24 protein-coding genes are annotated in these 23,859 nt (G+C 38.9%); 16 read left to right on the top strand and 8 right to left on the bottom strand.

Annotated elements, in window-relative coordinates; genetic code table 11:
- Positions 1–9 precede the first annotated feature (9 nt).
- The 4 genes from HY063_00650 to HY063_00635 are packed head-to-tail and all read right to left on the bottom strand — an operon-like array spanning position 10 to position 3,696.
- Positions 10–363 carry a divalent-cation tolerance protein CutA gene (locus tag HY063_00650; GenBank protein MBI3500280.1) on the bottom strand — a complete coding sequence of 118 codons (354 nt, stop codon included), beginning with the start codon at positions 361–363 and terminating at the stop codon, positions 10–12.
- A 2-nt stretch (positions 364–365) separates the two neighbouring features.
- Positions 366–1,097: a hypothetical protein gene (locus tag HY063_00645; protein MBI3500279.1), complete on the bottom strand. Its 732-nt coding sequence runs from the start codon at positions 1,095–1,097 to the stop codon at positions 366–368.
- Positions 1,098–1,808, bottom strand: a complete 711-nt coding sequence (locus HY063_00640; protein ID MBI3500278.1) for a 3'-5' exonuclease — start codon at positions 1,806–1,808, stop codon at positions 1,098–1,100.
- A gap of 1 nt (position 1,809) precedes the next feature.
- Entirely contained in the window at positions 1,810–3,696 is a 1,887-nt protein-coding gene (locus tag HY063_00635) for a DUF4153 domain-containing protein (GenBank protein MBI3500277.1), read from the bottom strand.
- 141 nt (positions 3,697–3,837) lie between these two features.
- Between HY063_00635 and HY063_00630 the strand changes: the two genes are divergently transcribed.
- From HY063_00630 to HY063_00580, 11 genes are read left to right on the top strand one after another with little or no spacing between them, the layout of a single operon-like run.
- A complete protein-coding gene (locus tag HY063_00630) occupies positions 3,838–4,236 on the top strand; it encodes a hypothetical protein (protein ID MBI3500276.1) in 399 nt (132 codons plus the stop codon).
- A 15-nt stretch (positions 4,237–4,251) separates the two neighbouring features.
- Positions 4,252–4,800 carry a methyltransferase domain-containing protein gene (locus tag HY063_00625; protein ID MBI3500275.1) on the top strand — a complete coding sequence of 183 codons (549 nt, stop codon included), beginning with the start codon at positions 4,252–4,254 and terminating at the stop codon, positions 4,798–4,800.
- Between the two features lie 15 nt (positions 4,801–4,815).
- Positions 4,816–5,925 (top strand): DegT/DnrJ/EryC1/StrS family aminotransferase, encoded by a 1,110-nt coding sequence (locus tag HY063_00620; GenBank protein ID MBI3500274.1) that lies wholly within the window; start codon positions 4,816–4,818, stop codon positions 5,923–5,925.
- Positions 5,922–6,620, top strand: coding sequence for a glycosyltransferase family 2 protein (locus HY063_00615; protein ID MBI3500273.1), 699 nt, complete (start codon positions 5,922–5,924; stop codon positions 6,618–6,620). The genes HY063_00620 and HY063_00615 overlap by 4 nt, the downstream gene beginning before the upstream one ends.
- A gap of 6 nt (positions 6,621–6,626) precedes the next feature.
- The gene (locus HY063_00610; protein ID MBI3500272.1) at positions 6,627–7,547 is read left to right on the top strand and encodes an SDR family oxidoreductase; all 921 of its coding nucleotides are present in this window, start codon (positions 6,627–6,629) and stop codon (positions 7,545–7,547) included.
- Entirely contained in the window at positions 7,548–9,575 is a 2,028-nt protein-coding gene (locus HY063_00605; protein MBI3500271.1) for a hypothetical protein, read from the top strand. It begins immediately after the preceding gene.
- Positions 9,576–9,583: 8 nt separating this feature from the next.
- On the top strand, positions 9,584–10,945 hold the full coding sequence (locus HY063_00600; GenBank protein ID MBI3500270.1) for an ABC transporter permease: 1,362 nt from the start codon (positions 9,584–9,586) through the stop codon (positions 10,943–10,945).
- 10 nt (positions 10,946–10,955) lie between these two features.
- Positions 10,956–11,918: a Ppx/GppA family phosphatase gene (locus HY063_00595; protein ID MBI3500269.1), complete on the top strand. Its 963-nt coding sequence runs from the start codon at positions 10,956–10,958 to the stop codon at positions 11,916–11,918.
- A gap of 4 nt (positions 11,919–11,922) precedes the next feature.
- The gene (locus tag HY063_00590) at positions 11,923–13,089 is read left to right on the top strand and encodes a sigma-54-dependent Fis family transcriptional regulator (protein MBI3500268.1); all 1,167 of its coding nucleotides are present in this window, start codon (positions 11,923–11,925) and stop codon (positions 13,087–13,089) included.
- Positions 13,086–14,285 carry a glycosyltransferase family 9 protein gene (locus tag HY063_00585; GenBank protein ID MBI3500267.1) on the top strand — a complete coding sequence of 400 codons (1,200 nt, stop codon included), beginning with the start codon at positions 13,086–13,088 and terminating at the stop codon, positions 14,283–14,285. Before HY063_00590 ends, HY063_00585 begins: the two co-directional genes overlap by 4 nt.
- Positions 14,286–14,307: 22 nt before the next feature.
- Positions 14,308–15,042: a dienelactone hydrolase family protein gene (locus HY063_00580; protein MBI3500266.1), complete on the top strand. Its 735-nt coding sequence runs from the start codon at positions 14,308–14,310 to the stop codon at positions 15,040–15,042.
- Here HY063_00580 and HY063_00575 read toward each other — a convergent pair whose 3' ends face one another.
- The 4 genes from HY063_00575 to HY063_00560 form a co-directional block, all read right to left on the bottom strand.
- Entirely contained in the window at positions 15,043–15,495 is a 453-nt protein-coding gene (locus tag HY063_00575; protein MBI3500265.1) for a D-tyrosyl-tRNA(Tyr) deacylase, read from the bottom strand.
- Positions 15,496–15,567: 72 nt separating this feature from the next.
- Positions 15,568–16,509 (bottom strand): ribosome small subunit-dependent GTPase A, encoded by a 942-nt coding sequence (rsgA, locus tag HY063_00570; protein MBI3500264.1) that lies wholly within the window; start codon positions 16,507–16,509, stop codon positions 15,568–15,570.
- 14 nt (positions 16,510–16,523) lie between these two features.
- A complete protein-coding gene (locus tag HY063_00565; GenBank protein MBI3500263.1) occupies positions 16,524–16,928 on the bottom strand; it encodes a cobalamin B12-binding domain-containing protein in 405 nt (134 codons plus the stop codon).
- A gap of 85 nt (positions 16,929–17,013) precedes the next feature.
- Positions 17,014–20,778, bottom strand: a complete 3,765-nt coding sequence (locus tag HY063_00560; GenBank protein MBI3500262.1) for a GHKL domain-containing protein — start codon at positions 20,776–20,778, stop codon at positions 17,014–17,016.
- A gap of 38 nt (positions 20,779–20,816) precedes the next feature.
- On the opposite strand from HY063_00560, the gene HY063_00555 reads away from it, so the two are divergent.
- The 5 genes from HY063_00555 to atpH all read left to right on the top strand — a co-directional run bounded on the left by HY063_00555 (position 20,817) and on the right by atpH (position 23,781).
- On the top strand, positions 20,817–21,188 hold the full coding sequence (locus tag HY063_00555) for a hypothetical protein (protein ID MBI3500261.1): 372 nt from the start codon (positions 20,817–20,819) through the stop codon (positions 21,186–21,188).
- A gap of 94 nt (positions 21,189–21,282) precedes the next feature.
- On the top strand, positions 21,283–22,344 hold the full coding sequence (atpB, locus tag HY063_00550; GenBank protein MBI3500260.1) for a F0F1 ATP synthase subunit A: 1,062 nt from the start codon (positions 21,283–21,285) through the stop codon (positions 22,342–22,344).
- 73 nt (positions 22,345–22,417) lie between these two features.
- Positions 22,418–22,684, top strand: coding sequence for an ATP synthase F0 subunit C (gene atpE, locus HY063_00545; protein MBI3500259.1), 267 nt, complete (start codon positions 22,418–22,420; stop codon positions 22,682–22,684).
- A 43-nt stretch (positions 22,685–22,727) separates the two neighbouring features.
- Complete coding sequence (locus HY063_00540) at positions 22,728–23,222, top strand: F0F1 ATP synthase subunit B (GenBank protein MBI3500258.1); 495 nt, start codon at positions 22,728–22,730, stop codon at positions 23,220–23,222.
- Position 23,223: 1 nt separating this feature from the next.
- On the top strand, positions 23,224–23,781 hold the full coding sequence (gene atpH, locus HY063_00535) for an ATP synthase F1 subunit delta (protein MBI3500257.1): 558 nt from the start codon (positions 23,224–23,226) through the stop codon (positions 23,779–23,781).
- Positions 23,782–23,859: the final 78 nt, after the last annotated feature.

The raw sequence follows: 23,859 nt of genomic DNA, 5'->3' as shown, positions 1-23,859 counted from the left end.
CAATACTCACTAAACTTCTGCGTAAGTCCTGTTGGAATTTGTTTTTTGTGATTTGGTATTTGAAAACAGCCACTTCACATATTCTTTATTCCCATCGGTAATTTCAATCTCCAGAATGCACGGGCATTCGTAACTATGAAGTTCTTTCACTCTTGTTGAAAGTTTTTTGAATAAAGTTTTTGTTGTCTTGGCAATGAGCACCGCTTCGTTTGCTTCTTCTATTTTTCCCTTCCACCAATAGATGGAATTCATCTCCTGAAAAATATTCACGCAGGCGCATAAACGCTCTTTTACTAACGCGCTTCCGATTTTTTTTGCTTCGGATTTGTTTTTACACGTGATGTAGGCGAAAATGATTGACATTATTATTTTGGTATTGTCTTTTTGTGTTTACAAGAAATACTTATTTGTATTCCTGCTTGCAAACTTGGTAGATAATCATATAGTATATATTTAGTATTAGGCGGAGTATGAAAAGGAGTATAAGGAGTTGGATTATTACCATAAGAAAAAAAAGAATTAAATAAAGAAGAATTAGTTCTTTCTTTTATTTCTTCTAATACCCTATATTTATATCTATAACCAATCCCAACATATATATTAATCAAGTTTTTTTTATTATGTAGTTCCCGTCCAACGAGGAATTCAGTTGCAAGAACTTGTTTGTTATCATGTGCCGTTACTGAAAGAAAACCATCGCCATCCCCATCAGAAATAGTAAGAATGATGCCAGGATCAAGATGTCCTTGCGCAGTATCTTTATTAGTATAATCCCATAAATCTTTCTCGTGATGTAGAATCATATGTCTGTAAAAAAATACCGACTCAAAATAGTAACCATGTTTTAAATAAAATTTCAATCCTGTTCTAATTGTATATCCTTCAGGATGCACTCCGCCTCCTACCTCCACTGATTTTTTTGACCCAAAACGATATTCAACTAATGCGCCTAACTCTAATTGCGATACCATTAGCAAAGGATTAATAACAATTCTAAATCGACTATTGAATAAAGTAGAATCTTGCTGCTGAGCAAATATAGTATTACATGCAAATAATAACAAGAAGAAAAATAATATTAGCTGATTAATTTTCATTTACACAATCACAACATCTTTCTCTTCGATCAACTTCTCACCTTTAAATTTCAAATACACCTGCGCCACGGTGAGCACATCGCGCTGGTTGTATTTTACAATGCGCTCCCAGTCCTTGTCTTCCCAGTAAACTTTATACATCATGCTTCCGTCCATATCGCCTTTGGGAGAGGGAATGCCGAAGATTTCTGCCAGCAGGTTCAGCGAAGTGAAACTTTTATAATCGCCAAACTTCCAGAGTTCGAGCGTGTCGAGATACCTTACTTCCCATGGTTTTTTCCCCGCGTTGTCGAGGATTTTAGGAATGCGCATTCCATTCACTAAAATCCTGCGGGCGAGAAAAGGGAAATCAAATTCTTTTCCGTTATGCGCGCAGAGGAAGTGTTTTTCTGTATTGTAATGCGTGTTCAGCAGCGCAGAAAATTCTTCGAGCATTGTTTTTTCATCATCTCCGTGAAAAGATTTCAGCCGGAAATTTTTCCCGCTGAACATTCCCACTGTAATGCAAACCACTTTTCCGAATTCCGCGTAAATGCCTGCGCGTTTGTAAACATCGGTGGAAGTTTGATTTTCTTCGAGGAAATATTTCGCTTTGCCGTCCCAGAGTTTCTTATGTGAGTCGGGTGCCGATTCATAGTCCGGATGCTGCGGGGCGGTTTCAATATCGAGAAATAAAATCTTCTCTTTATCTATTTTGTTCAATGCTTCCATTTTATTTTCCAACTTTCAATAACATCATTCCGCTGATATCTGAAATCTTCATTTCGTTTTTTGATTTTGTACCGTTAATGCTTGTGATATACATTCTCATTCTCACCGAATCATTTTGCGCTTCAAACAGCATCCTATCGCGCGGAATGTACTGGTCATACTGGTATTTTTTATGTTCCTTGTTATAGTCAGAAATCTTCTTCACGAAATCTTTTAAATCGAAGCGAAGAATTTCCTTTCCGTTCTTCGTGAAATAAAAATCTTTCCGCTCAGAAGAAAATTTTATTGCGCCCGAGTCCTTTCCGAAATGAATATTATAATAGTAAGTGTTGTAATAAGAATCGTTGTCGTAAAAATACTGGTTGAAGTTGCACGAGTAATCGAATCCCGCAACCGGAATTGCCTCCTGGTAATTATTCTGTGCGTAGTAATAAAAGTTTTTCATCGTAACCGTGTCTTCATCATCGCGGTCTTCGCGGTAGCCGTAATAATAATTGTCGTCCACGCCCATCAGCGCGAGAATTTTTCCCGATTCATACACATATTCGTTTGAATCTTTCGAAGCAAGAACGGTATCCATATTTTCTTTGAACCAGGGTTTGATGGATTCGAAATGATGATGTTCGTCAAGATAATGAATGATGGAAGCAATCTGCCTTCCGCTTTTTTCAGGAATAGTATCAGTTGCTTTTTTAATTTTTCCGTCCACCAGAATTTTTTCTTGCGTCAAAAGTTTTTCCAATCTTCTCACCTGTGATTTTTCCGAAATGCTGAACGCGCTCCACGGCCCGAACGAAGAAAGAAACGCAATAATAAAAAGCGTAACCGGAATTACTTTTATGTTTTTCCGTTCGCTGAAAAGAAAATAAATGGCAATGCCGGTGAGCCAGAGCGCAACAATCAAAACAAAATAACGGTTCTCGGTAATTCCATATTGCAAAACTCTTTTTCCGATTGCCACGCCTAACAAAATAATCAGCGGAAAGAGCGCGCGGTAAAACCAGCGTGAAAAGTTTTTTATCCATTTGTTTTCTTCATCATTTCTTATCGGCCAGATGAGCAGCAGAGATAAAATTCCAAAAACGGAAAACGCATTCACTAACCACGAAACCCAGCCTTTGGGAAGTTCCCATTGAATAATAATTTTTATTCCGTAAGCGTAAAGTATAATAAGGTAAATGGTGACAAGCGGAAGTAAAACAAACTGCGTGAAAATTTTTAATCCCTTCGGATAATCGGTTACGGTTTCGAGTTCGTCTAAATTTTTCGGAACGCCCGCGAGAAAAAACCACGTGTTGAAAATTCCAGCGAGGAAATACCACAACTGCATGTAGCGTTCCCATTTTATATCTGCGCCAAACAAATGGTCAATAGCAGCAAGCGCAAGCGAAAGACCGAGATAAAGAACTCCCGAATATAAAATAGAAAGCAGGAAACGAAGAAACAAAGTTTTGTTGAACTGCCAGAAACCATTTACCTCGCCTCTCGCGATGAACGGAGAAAATGCAACCAGCAAATGTAAGCCGGTGGAAAAAAGCGCATAGCGTGTTCCGTCTGTAATTGTCATTCTTCTGAATTCGGGAAGGAGAAAATAATATCCAACCAAAATAATAATTCCGAAAAACTGTGCTAAATATTTTTGCGCGGTGCTGTGATTTCTTCTTTCGGAAATCATGCACATGGAAAAAAACATCGTGAGCCCGAGCCAGCAGCACATCACGATTTTCCAGAGGTATTCATATTTTTTTTCTCTTTCCCAACCTAAGTCAATTATGTAAATTGAAATTCCGCTTGCCACAATTGCCGAAAGAGGCGGAAGAGGAAATCTTTTTGCTGTGTCGAGCGCGCCTTTTATCAGCGCGGAGACGGAAGGAAGTTTGAAAGCCATTTTTATTTTTTGAGAGGTGTAACGAAAATTATTTCATAATATTTCAAGCAAATGTAAAACATTATAAACCATAAAGAAATTCAAACTTGCAGGAGAAGACATGTCTGCTTATTTTCTATTTTTGTCGCCTTAAAAATTCCTATGGAAAAAATTGAAAGCGGGGGTCATTTGCTGGTGCTTGTGTGCAGGGATAATGAATGGACCGATGGGCTGAACTTCATCACCCCTGATTCTTTTTTTGTGCAGGCGGGAACGTGGGGATACAACAAAGGAAAAATTCTTGCCGCGCATATTCACAAAGAACATCCGCGCACGGCTTTGAAAACATATGAAACAGTTTATGTGAAGCAGGGAAAACTGAAAGCGTTCATTTACGATAACGACAGAAAATTTGTGAAAGAAATTATTTTGAGCGCTGGCGATTATGCTGTGTTTGCCGAAGGCGGCCACGGCTATGAAATTCTGGAAGACAATACAAAAGTTCTGGAAGTGAAGAATGGTCCTTTCGTAAGTGTAGAAAAAGATAAAGACAAATTCTGAATGACAAACTCCCAACTGTGGTTACATCTCGGCTGCGGAAAAAGAAATATTCCGGGATTTGTGAATGTTGACCTTGCAGATTTCAAGCATATTCATTACAAAAGAAAAGCAGATGACCTTTCACCTTTCAAAAATAATTCTGCAGATTTAATTTATGCCAGCCATGTGTTTGAATATTTTGACCGCGAGGAAGCGCCAAAAGTTTTGAAAGAATGGAAGCGCGTTTTGAAAAAAGGCGGAACGCTCCGTCTTGCCGTTCCCGATTTTGAAGCGCTGGCAAATGTTTACGAAAAGTATAAAGACCTCAATTTAGTCAAAGGTCCGCTCTACGGAAAATGGAAAGTGAAAGGGAAAAATAAATATGTGTATCACAAAACCGTTTATGATTTTGATTCGTTGAAAAATTTATTGGAGAAAAACGGTTTCACAAATGTGAGAAGATATGACTGGAAAACCACCGAACCACATACTAAATTCGATGACCACTCACAGGCATACATTCCGCATATGGATAAAGAAAACGGAATACTCATCAGTTTAAATGTTGAAGCAAATAAAAAATAAATTCTCCCTTTAGGGATGGGGCAACAAATCAATCAATACGAACCATCGTACAGCCGCGAAGAAATTGACGCAGTGAATTCGTATTTGAATTCTGGTGCGTGGCTCACAGAATTCCGCAAGACGCGCGAACTGGAAGAAATGATGTGCGCTTTTACCGGAGCAAAATACTGCGCTGCCATTGCCAACGGAACTGTTTCGCTTTTTGTGATGCTCAAAGCAGTTGGCATTGGTCATGGAGATGAAGTGATTGTTCCCGATTTAACAATGGCTGCAACTCCCAATGCAGTTGTTCTCGCAGGCGCAACTCCTGTTTTTGCCGACATTGACGAAAAAAATTTATGCCTCGATGTGGAGCAGGTAGAGAAAGCAATTACAAAAAAAACCAAAGCAGTCATTCATGTTTCATTTAACGGGAGAGCAGGAAAACTGGAGGAACTGAAAAAACTTTGCCGCGTGAAAAAAATTTATTTGTTTGAAGACGCGGCACAGTCGCTCGGTTCGTTTTACAATGGAAAACATCTGGGAACTATCGGAACAATCGGGAGTTTTTCGCTGAGCATGCCGAAAATAATTACTACCGGGCAGGGAGGATTTCTGATTACCGATAATCCTTCGCTCTATAAAAAAATAAAACTGCTGAAAGATTTTGGAAGGAGAAAAGGCGGAGAAGATTTTTACAAAGTGATTGGATGGAATTTTAAGTTCACCGATTTGCAGGCGGTGTTTGGGATTGAACAATTCAAAAAACTTCCGGAGCGGATGGCGTTCAAGAAAAGAATTTATGCGCAGTACAAAAATCTTCTGGCAGATATTCCGCAGGTGGAATTTTTTGAAACGGATTTATCTTCCGTTTCTCCCTGGTTTATTGATATCATGGTTCCGCAGCGGGACAAACTGATGAAACATCTTCACAGCAACGCCATTATTTCCCGCCCGGTTTATCCGGCACTGCACACGCAACCGGCTTATAAAAAATCTCCGCTGGTAAAAATCAGGGGAAAGTTTCCTGCTTCAGAAAAAATCTCGCGCAGAGTTTTGTGGTTACCTTCGTCCTTTTCGCTCACGGAAGAAAATATTGAAATCGTCTGCAAAAGCATCAAAGAATTTTTTCAGATTCCAAAATGAAAGTGACCGTTCAAATACCAGCGCGCAACGAAGAGGGCTCGCTTCCTTCGGTGATTGCAATGATTCCGAAAAATTTCGTGCAGGAAATTCTGGTGGTGGACGGACATTCTACAGACAAAACAATTGAGGTTGCGAAATCGCTTGGCTGCCGTGTAATCACGCAGCCGGGGAAAGGTTATGGCGATGCAATGATTCACGGTTTCAAAAATGCTTCGGGCGATGTAATTATTTCCATGGATGCCGATGGTTCTCCCAACCCGGAAGAAATTCCGAAACTGCTGGAGAAAATGAAAGAAGGATATGATTTGGTTTTGGGCTCGCGTTATCTTCTGGGCGCGGGTTCAGAAGACGATACGTTCATCCGCTACATAGGAAATAAAGGGTTCACCTGGCTTACCAATCTTTTGCACGGAACAAAAATGAGCGATTCGTTGTATCTTTTCTGCGCCATGAAAAAAACGATGCTCAACAGTTTGGTTTTTCGCTGCAATGATTTTTCGCTTTGCATAGAAATTCCGGTGAAGGCGCACAAAGCCGGTTTCAAAATTGCCGAAGTTGCCTGCTATGAAAGAAAAAGAATTGCAGATGTTTCAAGAGTAAATGCTTTTATTGACGGAATCAAAATTCTTTTTGCTAACATTAAGTTATGCTTTGAAAGCAAAAAAGATTTCTTCATTCCGCAAAAAGAAAAATAAAATAGTATGCTGAATATTTTAATCACCGGTGGAGCGGGATACAAAGGAGTGATTCTGCTGGAAGAATTGCTCAAGCGCGGACATAAAGTAACCGTGCTGGATAATTTTATGTACGGCCACGATTCTGTGCTCGGATTTGTGGGCGAAAAAAACTGCACGCTTATCCGCAAGGACATCCGCAACTTGGAAAAAACAGATGTGAGCAAGTACGATATGATTTATCATCTTGCCGGCATCAGCGGCTATCCCGCCTGCGAAGCCAATCCGCACTCCGCGCAAATCATCAATGTGGACAGCACGAAAAAACTGGTTTCCTATTTGTCAAAAAACCAAGTGCTCGTGAATGCATCCACCACTTCATTTTACGGTTCATCGGGCGAAGTGATGCACGAAAACAGTCCGGTTGCGCCTGTGAGTTTGTATGGAATTACAAAACTTGAAGCGGAAAGAATCTGCATGCAACATCCGAATTCGGTTTCGTTTCGCTTTGCAACTTTGTTTGGCGTGAGCCGCAAAATGCGCGCAGACCTTTTGGTGAATGATTTTGTTTACAAAGCGGTGACCGAACGCAGTTTGGTTTTGTTTGATTCAAAAAGTATCAGAACGTATTTGCATGTGAGAGATGCAGTAGATGCTTATTTAATGATTACAGAAAAGCCCGAAAAATTCTCCGCACAAATTTTCAACGTGGGCTCCAACGAGTTGAACTTTTCAAAACTTGACCTTGCGAAAAAAATTCAGGAACAGATAGATTTCAAAATTATTGATTCGGATTTAAATGATTTTGACAAACGGAATTTCATTATCAACTACGATAAAATAAATTCGCTCGGTTTCAAGCCCAAAGTTTCCCTGGAAGAAGGAATCAGCGAACTGAAAAAACTTTATTCGTTCTTCCGCCCGTATTTGCCGTATCAAATTATTTAAATGGGAAATAAAGGAAATAAAAAACTTCTTCCGGGTAAAAATCCTCAGAAGAGAAAAGTCGGTGAATCCTTTTCCTTGTTTGAGCGCCTAAATAAATTTTTTGAAAAGAGAGAAAATATTTTTTTCTGGATTTGTTTTTTCCTGATGATAATTTTTTCCATTCTCTTTTTCGATGTAAAGGTGAGCGATGGCGGAGATGATTCTTCGTATATCGTAAGAGCATATAAACTTTTGCATAATTTTCAGTTTCCCGGCTATCAGGGTCCGCTGTATCCGATGGTATTAAGTTTAATCATTGGGATTTTCGGGATGAAACTGGTGGTGCTTAAATCTTTTTCGCTGCTTTTTTTGCTTGGCTTCATTTATCTTTTCAATAAAGGAATGAAAGATAAAATTCCTCCGCTCGTGTTTTATTATTCTTTGTTCATCACTTCTGTAAATTATTTTGTGCTTTATTTTGCCAGCCAAACTTATTCGGAAGCATTTTTCTTTTTGATTCAGTCCGTTTTATTTTTTATTGTCTTCAACAATAATTTTATAGGAGAAGAAAAGGAAAACATTTCTATAAAAAAGGACTATAAAAAATTTCTTCTGCTCGGATTCTGGCTCGCTGTTGTGTTTCTTTCAAAAAATATTGGTATGGCGAGTGTCATAGCCATATCGGTTTATTTTCTTATTGAGCGCAAATGGAAAAGTTTTTTATTTACCGGAATCTGTTTTGCAGTTTTTTATTTTTCATTTAACTTTCTTGAAAAAACTATCTGGAATATTTCGGATATTCAAATCAAAGGCGACAGCGAAGGACTGATGCGCAAAGATTTTTACAATCCCTCAGAAGGCAACGAGGATTTTTCGGGATTTGTTCAGAGGTTCATTGACAACTCAAACTTATATCTCTCCAGGCATCTGTACATTTTCACCGGGTTAAAAAATAATTACGGAATTGAACCATGGCTTACCATTCTGACCTATGTGCTTTTCTGTGTTGCATTTTATTTTACGTTAAGAAAAAATAAATATTTGCTTTTCACCGGAATTTACATAGGAGCAATGCTCGGGGTAACATTTGTTGTTCTTCAAAAAATCTGGGACCAATGGCGGTTGATTGCAATTTACTATCCGTATATTCTGCTTTTTATTTTAGGCGGGCTTTATTATATTTTTGAGGTGAAGAAACGGTTGCAATTTATTTTCATCGGGCTGCTTCTGGTTATTGCTTTTACAACTCTTAAAGGAACATTTACCGCGGTGGGAGTTACAAAAGATATTCTGAAAAAAAATATTCAGGGCGATATGCTTTACGGCATGCATCCCGGCTGGGCGAATTTTATTCGCATGAGTCAGTATGCTGCCGAACATGTTCCCGAAGGAAAAAAAGTTGCAAGCCGCAAAGCCGACATGTCGTTTGTATATACCGGCAGGGAATTTTATCCCATCTATACTGTTCCTAAACTTTCTGCCGACAGCGTTCTGAATTTAATTCAGAAAGATACTTCTTCGGTTTACGTTACGGTTATTGAAACAGATATCTTCAGAAAGCCCGGCTTGGAACGGCTTTATGAATCGTATCGTTTTTATGTAAAAACTTTTCTCAGCGGAGAATATGGCCCCAATTCCAAACAACAGGGAAATGTTACAAATATTTTATATGCATTTCCGAAAATTCATGCCGAGCAATTAATAAATTATCTTGTTGCCAACAAAGTTCCCTATGAAAAAGGAATTAAAAATATTATTGACGGCTTGCGGAAAAAATACGATAACCTTTACGTGTATGACCCCGATATGCTTCTGAAAATTTTGAAACATGAAAATGTAGATTATGCCATCATTACAAACATTAAATACAAAAACAACTATGGAAAAGAAGTTACGAGCATGGGAACGGTCAGCAATTTTTTACACTTCATAGAATTGAAATATCCTATTTTGAGTGTGGAACATAAAATCGGAGATGAAAACGTAGATGGCGCCATGCTTTTGCAAATTCATTACGAACGGTTAAATACTGCGGTTGTAAAAATATAATTTTGACAATGAGCAAAATTTCTCTCATCATCAGGCGCGAATACCTTTCACGGGTAAGAAAAAAATCCTTCATCGTGATGACGCTTCTTGTGCCCGTACTTTTTGCGGGATTTATTTTAGGCGCGATTGTACTAATGCTGAACGGTACGGAAAAACATTTTGTGGAAGTGATTGATGAGTCCACTGTTTTTTCCGGAGAACTGAAATCAACTTCTGATATCCATTTTACTTTTCCGGAAATTTCAATCGAGAAAGCAAAAAAAGAATTTTATGATTCGCCTTACGATGTTATTCTTTACATTCCCTATAAAGAAGGCGAGTATGATATTCTCAAAGGCGGGCGCGCGCAGATTTTTTTCAAGAAGCAGCCGGGAATTTTGCTTCAGGAAATTGTGAAAAAGCAAATGGAAAATATTTTATATGACTATCAACTCAAGCAATTTGGAATTGACGAAACAAAAGTGGAGCAAGCACGGAAGTTTAATCTTGGCCTTGCCATGATAAAAATTGACGAGCACGGTGCGGAAGAAAACAGTGATACGGGGGTGATGTATGCAATCGGTTTTTCATCCGGGCTTCTGATTTATATTTTTGTTTTACTTTATGGAATCCAGGTGATGCGCGGAGTGATTGAAGAAAAATCGAACCGCATTGTGGAAGTGATTATTTCTTCCGTCAAACCATTTCAACTTATGATGGGAAAAATTATCGGGGTGGCAATGGTGGGCTTAACGCAATTCCTCATGTGGATTGTGCTTTCATTTATTTTTATTTCCGTTGGACAGGCAACGTTCCTGAAAAAATATTCCGAAGAATTAATTCCTGTCATGCAGAAAAAAATTCCGGACTATAAAGGAATGCATGGCATGGCGCAGTTTCAAAAAAGTGAAAATAAAGAAATGAATGAAGATGTGGCGCAGATTCTCGGAGCGCTCACCGATAAAAAATTTATTCTCACTTTACTTTCATGCTTTTTATTTTATTTTCTCGGTGGATATTTATTGTACAGTGCCATGTTCGCGGCATTTGGCGCTGCAGTAGATAATGAAACCGAAACGCAGCAGTTCATGATGCCTGTCACACTTCCGCTTGTGCTTGCATATATTATTTCCATTTTCATCATGCAGAATCCGAATGGCAATGTTGCATTTTGGTTTTCTATTATTCCGTTCACTTCTCCGGTGGTAATGATGGCTCGCTTGCCCTTCGGAGTTCCCTTATGGGAATTACTTCTTTCCATGATAATTCTTCTTGCAACTTTTGTTTTCATGACTTGGCTTGCCGGAAAAATTTACCGCACCGGAATTCTGATGTACGGAAAAAAAATTACTTACAAAGAACTTTGGAAATGGTTGAGATATTCAGGTTAATTTATTTTTCATGCGAATTGCTATTCTTGATTTAGGAACAAACACGTTCAACATTTTTGTTGCTGAAATTTTTTCCGATAAAACATATAGCAAACTTTATAAAAGCAAAATACCTGTCAAGCTGGGAGAAGGAGGAATAAATAAAAATCACATTGAACCGAAACCTTTCAGGCGCGGAATTAAAGCGTTGAAGAAACATAAAAAGACAGCTGAAGAATTTGGCGCGGAAAATATTTTTGCTTTCGGAACTTCCGCTATCCGCAGCGCGAATAACGGAAATGATTTCATAAAAGCAGCCAAAGAAAAAACCGGAATAGATATAAAAATAATTTCAGGCGACAAAGAAGCGGAACTGATTTATTACGGAGTTCGTTCCGCAGTGAAAATGGATAACACTCCTTCGCTCATCATGGACATTGGCGGAGGAAGCACTGAATTTATTATTGCCGATAAAAACAAAATTTTATGGAAGCAAAGTTTTTTGCTTGGAGCAGCCCGCCTTCGTGAAAAATTTCATCCTTCTGACCCGTTAACCGAACCGGAAAAAAAGAAAATAGAAAAACACCTTGAAGAAAATCTTCAGCCGCTTTTTGAAGCCGTAAAGAAATTTCCAGTAACGGAATTAATCGGCTCCTCCGGTTCATTCGACTCGCTGGCGGAAATGATTGCCTATCGTTACTATGATATTGGATTGTTAAAAGGAAATACAGAATACGATTTCAATCTTGATGATTGCAAAAAACTTTATGACATCATTCTTAAATCAACTATTGAAGAACGATTACACATGAAAGGGCTGGTGAAAATGCGCGTGGATATGATTGTGGTCTCCGCAATTTTTGTGGATTATGTTTTTGAAAAACTTGCTTTGAAAAAAATGCGCCTCTCAAGATATTCGCTGAAGGAAGGAGTTTTATGGGAAGTTCTTAATAACGCACAATTCGTAAATTCGTCAGCTATTCGTAATTCGTAAAGCTATGCCGAAAATCTTAGTCATTGATGACGAGAAAAGCATTCGCAAAACACTCCGCGAAATTTTGGAATATGAAAATTTCAAAGTGGACGAAGCAGGTGATGGAGCCGAAGGTGCATCCATGGCGGAAAAAGAAAATTACGACATCGTTCTCTGCGATATTAAAATGCCGAAAGTGGACGGCATGGAAGCGCTCGACCGCATTCAAAAAGTAAAACCCGATATGCCCATCGTGATGATTTCCGGACACGGCACCATTGAAACCGCTGTGGAAGCCGTGAAGAAAGGTGCGTTTGATTTCATAGCGAAGCCGCTCGACTTAAATCGTCTGCTCGTTACCATCCGCAATGCGATGGACAAAACAACTTTGGTTTCGGATGTAAAAGTCCTCAAGAAAAAAATTTCGAAAACCTACGATATGATTGGCGAATCATCCGCCATTGAGCATATAAAAGAAATGATAGAGAAAGTTTCACCCACCGATGCCCGTGTTTTGATTACAGGAGAAAACGGAACAGGAAAAGAATTAGTTGCAAGATGGGTGCATGAAAAAAGTAATCGCGCAAATAATCCTTTCATCGAAGTGAACTGCGCGGCAATTCCCAGTGAACTTATCGAAAGCGAATTGTTCGGTCATGAAAAAGGAGCATTCACATCCGCAGTGGCGCAGCGCAAAGGAAAATTTGAATTGGCTGAAGGCGGAACAATTTTTCTCGATGAAATTGGCGACATGAGTTTATCTGCGCAGGCAAAAGTGTTGCGGGCGTTGCAGGAAAATAAAATCACACGTGTGGGAAGCGAGAAAGAGCTGAAAGTAAATGTGCGCGTGCTGGCAGCAACCAACAAAGATTTGCAGAAAGAAATTTCAAAAGGAAATTTCCGCGAGGATTTATACCATCGCCTGAGTGTAATTATTATAAAAGTTCCTTCGCTGAATGAGCGAAAAGATGACATTCCCATCCTTGTTGAACATTTTTCAAAAATGGTTTGTGATGAACAAGGAATTCCACAAAAACAATTTTCCAAAGACGCGCTGAAAGAACTTCAGAAAGTAAACTGGACAGGCAATATCCGTGAACTCCGCAATGTGGTGGAGCGCCTCATCATTCTTGGAGATAAAACCATTTCAGGAAAAGATGTTCAGACGTTTGCTTCACATAAGGAAAAATGAATCCTCAAACCATTCGCAAAATAGATTTCTGGCTCGGCCAACCGATTTGTTTTTTCCTGACATTATTCCGTACTTCTTTTCCTTCAACCGCAAGCAAGCCAAAGAAAATTGTTTTCCTGAAATTCATTGAACAGGGCGCAACCGTGCTTGCATACGGAGCAATCAAACGCGCCACAGAAATTGTCGGAAGAGAAAATGTTTATTTCTGTGTGTTTGCAAACAACCGTCCGATACTCGACATACTGGAAATAATTCCGCAGGAAAACATTATCACGCTCAGTGATAAATCTCTTTTGAGTTTTATTTTTGATTCCTTCTTCGCTATCAGAAAAATCCGCAGGGAAAAAATTGATTCGGTGATTGACATGGAATTTTTTTCGCGCGCTTCTGCAATTTTTTCTTTTCTCACCAGAGCAAGAACAAGAGTAGGACTTCACAGATTTAAGAGCGAACTTCCTTATAGAGGAAATTTGATGACGCATCGGATTCAGTATAATCCTTACCTGCACACCTCTATATTTTATTGCTCGCTTGTAGAAGCAAGTTTGCAAAACCCTTCTGAAGTTCCAATGATGAAAATTCCTCAACGCAATTTCTCTACTTCTCTGCCCATATTCACTCCCAAGGAACAAGAGAGAAAAGAAATGCTGGAGAAAATCCAAAATTCATTTTCTCCCTTTAGGGACGGGGCAAAACTTATTCTGCTTAATCCAAATGCCAGCGATTTGCTCCCGCTAAGAAAATGGGAATCGGAAAAATTTATTGTACTCGGAAAAAAAATACTTGCGGAAAATTCCAACGCGAGAATTATTATTACAGGAGCGCCATCCGAACAAAAAGATGCAGAGGAAATCTGCAGACAAATCGGTTCGGAAAAAGCAATTTCATTTGCCGGAAAAACCACACTGAGAGAATTGCTTACACTTTATTCGCTTTCTGACATTCTTGTCACGAATGACAGCGGTCCCGGACATTTTTCTTCGCTCACAACTATTCGCACCATAATTTTATTCGGACCGGAAACGCCAAAACTCTTTGGACCAATTTCTCCGAACACGTATGTGATTTGGAAAGAACTGGTGTGCAGTCCTTGCGTGAATGTGTTCAATCACCGTTTTTCGCCCTGCAATAATAATGTTTGTATGAAAACAATTACGGTGGAGGAAGTATATTCTGCTGTAAAATCCCATCTCTGAAAACATTTTGTAATTTCGATTCATGTTTCGAATTTTACCCGCGATAATTTCATTTCTATTTTTTTCTTTCGTTCAATTAAGTCCGCAACCTGCACAGAAAATTTCTTTCCCCGCTTCGGACGGTTTGGTAGTTACCGCTGATTTATATTTGGTGAGTGATTCCCTTCCTTATATGATTCTTTGTCATCAGGCAGGTTATAGCCGGGCAGAATATGCAGAGACCGCCAGTAAGTTTTGTCATCTCGGATATAATTGCCTTGCTGTTGATGCGCGCTCGGGCAATGAAGTGAACGGAGTGAAAAATGAAACTGCCGCACTAGCTGTTCAGAAAAAAAAACCGGCAACTTATCTGGATGCAGAAAAAGATATTCTTGCAGCGATTGATTATGCATATAACAAAAGCGGGAAGAAAGTTTTTCTCGTTGGAAGTTCTTATTCCGCATCGCTGGCGCTGAAAATTGCCGCAACAAATAAAAAAGTAAAAGCGGTGATGGCATTTTCCCCCGGAGAATATTTCGGAACGAAACTGAAACTGAAAGACGCCATTGCAAATCTTTCCGTTCCTGTTTTTGTTACATCCGCGAAAGAGGAAGCGCAGGATGTTACCACTCTAATCAGCGATGTGAAATCAAAAATCAAAAACCAGTTTGTGCCCACTTCAAAAGGAAAACACGGCTCGTCTTGTTTGTGGAAAGATAATCCCGGCTACCATGAATATTGGTTTGCGATAATGCTTTTTGTAAAACAATTGAATTGATTACTCGCGATTTTTTGTATCAATGATTATTGTTACCGGACCGTCATTCAGCAATTCAACTTTCATATTCGAGCCAAATTCTCCTGTAAAAATTTTCTTTCCAATTTCTTTTTCCATTTGTAGAATAAATTTTTCATAGAGAGGAATTGCTCTTTCAGGTTTTGAAGCTCGGATGTAAGAAGGTCGGTTTCCTTTTTTTGTGGAAGCATAAAGCGTGAATTGCGAAACAACCAAAACTTCTCCGTTAATTTCTTTCACAGAAAAATTCATCACTACGTTTGCATCATTAAAAATTCTCAGGTTGGAAATTTTTGCAGAGAGCCATTCAATATCTTCATTTGTATCTGCATCTTCAATTCCTAAAAGAATCAACAAACCATTTTCAATTGAAGATTTTATTTTTTCTTCTATAGAAACTGATGCTTTGGAAACTCTTTGAATAACTGCTCTCATGTTAGGTTAAAAGTTTTAAAGTCAAAATTCAAAAGTTGTTCTTTTGACTTATGACTTTTCGCTCTTAGACGCTTAGTCATTGTATTCTTTAATCACTTCTTCTCCGTTCATAATACTTAAATAAGAATGATAACGTGAAAGAGCAATTTCTCCGCGTTCTACCGCTTCGATCACCGCGCATTTGGGTTCGCTCATGTGAAGACAAGTATTGAATTTGCACTCACTCGCTTTTTTGAAAATCTCGGGGAAGAAATGATACACTTCATGTTTGTCAAAATTGATTACGCTGAATTCTTTTATGCCGGGCGTGTCAATAATAAATCCGCCAAACGAAAGCGGAAACATTTCTGTGAAAGTGGTCGTGTGCATTCCCTTCAAGTGCGCATCCGAAAGTTCCTGCGTTTTTAAATCCAGCGTTGGTTCAATCGCATTGATGAAAGTGGATTTGCCAACTCCTGAATGCCCGCTCAGCAAAGTGGTTTTATCTTGCAGCAGAGAAATAATTTTTTTTTTCGCCTCTTTTTTCATTTCCAATGAGGAAACGCTGAAACACTGATAGCCGATTTTTTCATAGATATTCATTGTGTCTTCCAAATCTTTTTTCATCACTTCATCACTTTCAAAAACATCTGCTTTGTTAAAAATTAAAATGGAAGGAATGCGGTACGCTTCCGCTGTGGCAAGAAATCTATCTATGAAACCGAAAGAAGTTTTCGGAATGGCAAGTGTTACAACGAGCATTGCCTGGTCAACATTCGCTGCGAGGATATGTGATTGCTTGCTGAGGTTTTTTGATTTGCGGATGATGCAGTTTTTTCTTTCTTCAACCTTGCTGATGCTTCCATTTCCATCCGGTTCAATTTCAAAAATAACTTTATCGCCCACCGCAATGGGATTCGTGCTTTTGAAACCGTTAATGCGCAAACGCCCTTTGATGCGGCAATTTATTTTTTGTCCATTATCAGCAAGAACAGAATACCAGTTGCCCGTAGATTTAATAACGGTACCAAACATTTATCAAATGAAAATTAAAATTTTCTGTTCACTTTCACCCAATCCGTAATGTAACTCACAATCTCTTTCGTGTCTGTTCCCGGAGGAAAAAGTTTTCCTATTCCAAGTTCATTTAATTTTTTCATGTCTTTGTCGGGAATAATTCCTCCGCCTGTGAGAAGCACATCGTTCAACTTTTTTTCTTTCATCAGGGAAAAAACTTTTGGAAAAACTGTCATGTGTGCGCCTGAGAGAATGCTGATGCCGATTACATCCACATCTTCCTGCAAGGCGGAGTTCACTACCATTTCAGCAGTTTGGCGAAGGCCGGTGTAAATCACTTCCATTCCCGCATCGCGCAGAAAAGATGCAATCACTTTCGCACCGCGGTCGTGGCCGTCTAATCCAACTTTTGCAACAAGAACACGTATCGGTCTCATCTACTAATTTACTAATGAGTACGAATATACTAATGAATACAAAACAAAACGGGCTGTTATTAGTACATTAGTAACGATTGGTAAATTAGTAGATGTCTTTATACTCAGGCAGTGAAACAAAAAAAGTTGTTCCCTTTGCGCGTGAAGTTTCAAACCAGATTTTTCCGCTGAAGGTTTCTATGATGCTTTTTGTCATTGCCAAACCCAAACCCATTCCTCCTGTTTTTGTTGTGAAGTTCGGAGTGAAAATTTTATTTGCTTTGTCTCCGTCAATACCGGTGCCGTTGTCTTTTATTTTTATAAGGACAGAATTTTCTTTTTTAGAAAGCAACACATCAATTTTCCCCTGCTGATTTTCGGGAATTGCCTGCAGCGCATTTTTCAAAAGATTGTTGAACACGCGGAGCATTTGTTCCTTATCCGCATAAATGATGGCATCGCTTACCGAAGATTCAAAAGTAAATTCAGTATCGGTGGAATCTTTGAACAGCGCAATTGAATTTTCTAAAATATTTTTCAGATTTATTTTTTCGCTCACGCTCACAGGCATCTTGGCAAAATTGGAAAACTCGCTGGCAATAGTTGAGAGCGTTTCAATCTGTTCAATCAGCGTTTCGGTGATGCGCTCAATTTTTTTGTCTTTGTCATCGTCATTGTTTTTCCATGTGCGCTGCAAATGTTGAATGGAAAGTTTCATAGGAGTGAGCGGATTTTTTATTTCGTGCGCTACTTGTTTTGCCATTTCGCGCCACGCAGATTCCCTTTCCGATTTTGCAAGCAGCTCAGCGCTCCTCTGAAGTTCTTCAATCATTCGGTTGTATTCATTCACCAAACTTCCGATTTCATCCTGCGATTTCCATTCAATCGGCTCGCTGGTTTTTCCGAGTTTCACTTTCGAAAGTTTTTCCTGAATAAGTTTGAGCGGCTTGGTGAAATATTCCGAAATGAAAAGTGCGAGCATCACCGAAATCACAAAAAGCAAAACATAAATATTGATAATCGCCCCGAGCACCGATGCAATTTCTTTTTCGAGTTCACTCTGCCGGGCGAAATACGGAATGTTCAGGTAGCCGAGCAAATCTCCTTTTGCATTTCTGAACGCGCAGTAAGCAGAAAGATAATTCAGGTTCCCGATTTTTTCATCGTGAATGAAATCAATATTTTGTTTCAGCGCAAGGCGGTAATATGATTCGGGGCACATTTTGCGCGACATTAATCCTTCATCAAACATTTTCATTTGCGATGAGCCGATTAAATTTCCTTCCTTATTATACAGCGTAATGTCCGTGAGAAAAATATTTGACATGCGCTTCAATATGTAAGAGAAAAAATCCGACTTGGTCGGGCTGAGTTCTTTTTCGTCTCCGAGTTCCTGCATTCCTTCCACAAGTGATGATTCCATTTTCTCGCGGACATTCTGCCGCATCTGCCGCTCGTATTGTTTCTTAATGTAATAAGTTGTTCCCCCTCCGAAAAATAAAAGTGAAAACAAAACCATTGAGACAAGCACATACTGAATGCGGCTGCGAAAAGAGTGGATGTGAAAATTTCTTTCGAAGAAAAGTATTCGCAGCAAAAATAAAATCAGCAGAAGCAAACTGAAAAAAGCAAAGAGATAAGAAAAAGTTGTTGCTACTGCTACCCGCCCGCTGTTAATTTTGCTGATGACCACGAGCGAATTTTCATCAGGCATATATAAAAGATGGCTATAATTATCTTTCTCGAAAAAATTATAACGCGGAAAATTTTCTCCGGAAGAATCAGGCAAAGAATTTTCTGCAGACAAACTGTACGGAAATTTTCCGTGATAAGAAATCAGTTTTCCGTTTTTATATTTTGCATAGGAATAATCGAGCAAATCAGGAGTGATGCCGAGTTTGCGGTCGAGCATGAGTTCGGGAAAACCGGTTTCTTCCGAAACATTTCTCGAATCAAATTCAATGAACAAATCCGCTATGCGTGAAGAAGAATTTTTATTCTGCACCAGCGGCAGGTGCGCTAGGTAACTCAGATGTGCGAAAGAATTTGAGAGGTAAAATAAATTTTTGCTCTCGGTAGAAATTCCCTGCGAAGCAATTTCTTCTTCAAAAAAACTAAGATTATCCCTGCTTGGCAGCGAAGTTTGAACCAGCGGCAGGCAGCTGGTATCAAAAACCGAAACGCGGATTTCGTATTTTTCCCAGTAGCCGCTGAAATATTTTGAAACAAGTTTTCGCTTGAACTCTTCCGCTTTGCTCAACGGAAGAACCGCTTCCGATTTTCCTTTCAGATAGGGATGGCGAAGAATATTGATCAGTGAAGTATCGCTGCTGATTCTCATTTCTGCTTCGGCAAAAAGATGTTCGGCAAGCGGATCCTGCTCAGCAGAAAGTTTTTGCGAAAAATTTTTTCGGTTCTCATTTTCTTTTTCTTCCGAAAATTTAAGAACCATATGCGCGGAGAAAAATGAAATGATGAAAAGCAAAATGACAATTACAGAAAAAGGGTAGGAAAAATTTCTACGCTTCATCCATAGTATAATAAGGAAGAGCAAAGGCGACCAGAGTACAAGAATTAAATCAACCGTGCCGAGCAAATGAGAAACTACAATAAAAAAAATAATAGATGAAAAAATAATAACATTTAATTTATTTTTTTCAGAAGTGAACGAAGAAATGATGCCAGAAATTTTATCAAGGAGAAGAAAATAGGAAATAAAAAGAAAACCCAGAACAAGCAGGGAGAGATAAGTAAAAATATTCTGGCTGAAAAAATCGCTAAGGGTGAAAGAAATGCTTGAATTAATAATTAAGCTGGAGAAAATATAATTGATGATTCTTGAGAAGAAGAAAACAATCAACAAAAGAAAAAAAGTAATAAGGAATTTTGATTTGTAAAAACTCAGCTCTACATCCCTGAAAAAATAAAACGAAAGATAAAAAATCAAAATGGAGTTGAGCAGTAAATCTCCCAGCGAGCCGAGCCAGAAATATTCCGCATCGCCATAGAGTTCGGGAGAAAATAATTTTGTCTCGTAAAAAATTTGTGGGAAATGAATTTCAATAGAGAGATAACGAAGTACAATCAGCGTAGCCGTTAGCAGAAGAAAAGACCAGCCCTTGCCGATTTTTTCAGCAAGGGAATTTTCTTCTGATTGCAAAAACCAAAGAGAAAAAATTAATCCAAGAAGATTCAGAATAATAGCGAAAAAAAAAGTAAACGGATTGACCGTGCTTGACGAAGGAAAAACCAGTGTAAATAAATAATTTTCTCCTTCATAAACATCCCCGCTTAAACTGTTTTTCGGATTATTCTGTGTGATTTTTTCTTTATCAATTTGTACTTCTACATCAGAACTTAAATTAAAATCCTGTTGGAATTCATTTACCAAATATTTATTCTGGTAATTGTATTGATGCTTCAGCAAAATCAGCGCGAACAAATCTTTTTTTCCGGACGAAATTTTTTCTACGTGAAACCAGCCGTTTGGAAGTTTTACAATTTTCTCGTTGAAATTAGTATGCGAGAGATGATTATCCACCGCCACCATGTTATCCGTCCAGAAACGCAGCGTGTCATTTTCAAAAATCAAAAACTCCAATCCTTCTTTGTCAAAAAGATTTTCATAGTAGCCCGGCTTTTCGCTGAAAATTTTTTCATACGACCAGGTTTTTGTTTTCTCTCCAAGTTCGTTCAACTCTTTTTTTGCGTGCGTTTCTTTTTGTTCCAGAATTTTTTCAAATCGTTCTGCCGTTGAAGAATAATCTGCTTTTTCTTTCCCGGAAATAAAAAATGCCAGCGCAAAACTAATCACAGCGCAGGCAAGCAAAAAAAATCTGCTCCGGATGAAATTATTTATGGTACGTTGCATCTTCACCAAAGTTAATCGTTATTTGTATTTTCGCGGGCATGAAAATTTTTCTTATCAAACTTTTTTTCTTTTCACTCTTAATAGCCCTTATTGATTTTTGCTGGATACGGTTTATGCCGGTTGAAAATCATATTCCGCATGTTTGGTTCCTGCTTTTATTTTTTTTCACAATGACTTTGCTTTTTCATTTTCTTGCTGTTCGCGCATCACAAGGAAAGCCGCAAGGTTTTGTCCGCTTTTACATGGGTTCAACTGCGCTGCGAATTTTCCTATATATAATGGTAATTGTTGCGTATCGTTTTTATGATAAACCCGCAGTGCTTTCTTTCACCATTGGTTTCATGATTCATTATTTTGTTTTCACTTTATTTGAAGTTACTGTTTTATTGAAAGAATTAAAAAAGTCATAGCGGATTTTTGTTATTATCTCCCTTGCAAAAATCATTTTGTCAATTAAACTAAATGTATAGTTTTGCACGCGCTTTAAAAAGATTTTAGAAATTTATGCCTTGTAAAATAAAAATAATTTTTCTTTTTTTAGGAATTATCCTATCCTCCAATTTTATTTTTGCATCTTACGAAAAATCTTCTGAAAAATTTGACGCGGGAAAACTCATTGTTGGCCACATTGCCGATGCGCACGAATGGCATTTGTGGGGTGAAACAAAAATTTTTCTCCCGGTAATAATTTACTCCCAGAAAAAAGGTATTTCGGTTTTTTCATCCAAGCATTTTGAAGAAGGAAACGGAATTTACAACGGCTATAAAATGAACGGCCATGAAATTGCTGCCGTGAATGACGATGGAAGCATTAACGAAGAAGCCACAAAAAAAATCTGGGATTTATCCATCACCAAAAATGTTCTTTCCATGTTTGTGGGAGTTGCCATTCTGCTTTTAATTATGATTTCCATCGCGCGCAGGTATTCACGCAATCCAAATGTTCCGCCAAAAGGTTTGCAAAGCTGGCTCGAGCCCATTATTGTTTTCATCATTGACGATGTCATCAAGCCGGGCATTGGCGAAAAACACTACCGCAGGTTTGTTCCCTTTCTGCTCACGGTTTTCTTTTTCATCTTGATAAATAATATGCTCGGGCAGATTCCGATTTTTCCCGGAGGCGCAAACTTCACCGGCAACATTGCCTGCACCATGACACTCGCAGTAATTGTTTTCATCATTCAGATGTTCAACACAAAAAAATATTACTGGCGCCACATTTTTGCAATGCCCGGAGTTCCCGGCTGGGTTTTGCCGCTCATCACTTTCATTGAAGTGCTCGGAATTTTTCTCAAGCCGTTTGTGCTCATGGTGCGGTTGTTCGCCAACATGCTTGCCGGCCACATGGTGATTTTATCTTTCATCAGTTTGATTTTTATTTTTGGCGAACTCAATCAATGGCTCGGATGGGGAGTTTCAATTTTGTCTATGGCGTTCAGCGTTTTTGTAAGTATGCTTGAACTTTTAGTTGCTTTCATTCAAGCATATGTTTTCACTTTGCTCTCGTCCATTTATTTCGGAATGGCGCTCGAAGAAGACCATCATCATAGCGAAGAGCATGCATAATTTCAAAAAGAAAAAATGATAACGAAAAAAATTTCATATTCAATTTTAAACCTTAAACCTTAAACTTTCATTTATGTTTTTATCAGTTTTGTTAGACACAGTAGCATCGGGCGCAAACATCGGAATCGGTTATGGTGCAGCCGCCATCGGAGCCGGGCTCGCAGCCGCAGGAGGCGGAATCGGAATCGGAGTCATCGGAGGAAACGCGCTTCAGTCCATCGCGCGCCAGCCCGATTTGATGGGCGACATCCGTTCGAACATGATTCTCACCATTGCATTCGTGGAAGGAACCGCCTTCTTCGGAATGGTGATTGGACTGCTCGTGCTTTTCATAAAATAAATCTTCTGAAGTTTTTTAACTTCAGAAAATAAATTATAGAACTATGGAATTAATTAAACCTGCCATCGGATTAATTTTCTGGCTCTGCCTCACGTTCTTCATCGTGCTTTTCATTCTGAAAAGATTCGCGTGGAAGCCGATTCTGAAAGCGCTGAAGGACAGAGAAGATTCTATTCAGAATGCGCTCGACACAGCAAAGAAAGCCCGGGAAGAAATGGCGTCTCTGAAAGCCGACAACGAGCGAATCATTGCAGAAGCAAAAATTGAACGCGACACTATTCTGAAAGAAGCGCGCGAAATCAAAGACAAATTAATTGCCGAAGCGAAAGAACGCGCTGGCAAAGAAGCGGAAAAAATTACTGCTACTGCGCGCGAGAATATTCAGAATGAAAAAATGGCCGCGATTACTGAATTGAAAAATCAAGTCGCACATCTTTCCATTGAGATTGCAGAAAAAATTCTGAAGCAGGAACTCGCAGAAAAAGATAAACAGAAAACAGTAATTAATAATTTACTGCAGGAAGTGAAGATGAATTGATATGAAAGGAACACGCGCATCCACCCGCTATGCAAAATCCCTCGCTGACCTTGCCACCGAGCAAGGCGTGCTGGATAAAGTGTATGCCGATATGATTCTCATAGACAAAATCTGTAAAGCAAGCCACGAACTTTCTCTCTTCCTGAGAAACCCGATTATTAAAACCGACAAGAAGGAAAAAATACTGAAACAAATTTTCAGCGGAAAAATTTCCAAACTCACGGAACTATTCATTAATCTTCTCACGGAAAAAAGAAGAGAATCATTTCTTGAATCCATTGCCGAATCTTTTGTTGACCAGTATAAAGAGCGCAAAAAAATTCTCACTGCAATCATTACAACCGCAGACGGGCTTGATGAAGATTTAAGAAAAAAAGTTTTGCAGCTGGTGAAAAGCAGCGCCTATTCCGAAGTTGAACTCGTGGAAAAAACCGACAAGAATATCATAGGAGGATTCGCCTTGCAGGTGGGTGACAAAAGAGTAGATGCAAGCATTGCAAAGCAAGTTCGAAAACTCGCTATGGCATTCACAGAAAATCCTTACATTAAAGAATATTAAAACGATGGTAGCGAACTGCGAAAAAAAATTCACGAACATACGAAGTGCGAATATGCGATTCGTAGTTCGTACGTTCGT

It is taken from the genome of Bacteroidota bacterium, assembly GCA_016195025.1.
Taxonomy (GTDB): domain Bacteria; phylum Bacteroidota; class Bacteroidia; order Palsa-948; family Palsa-948; genus Palsa-948.
Note: the sequence above shows the minus strand (reverse complement) of the source record. Positions and strands in the feature narration are given on the sequence as shown.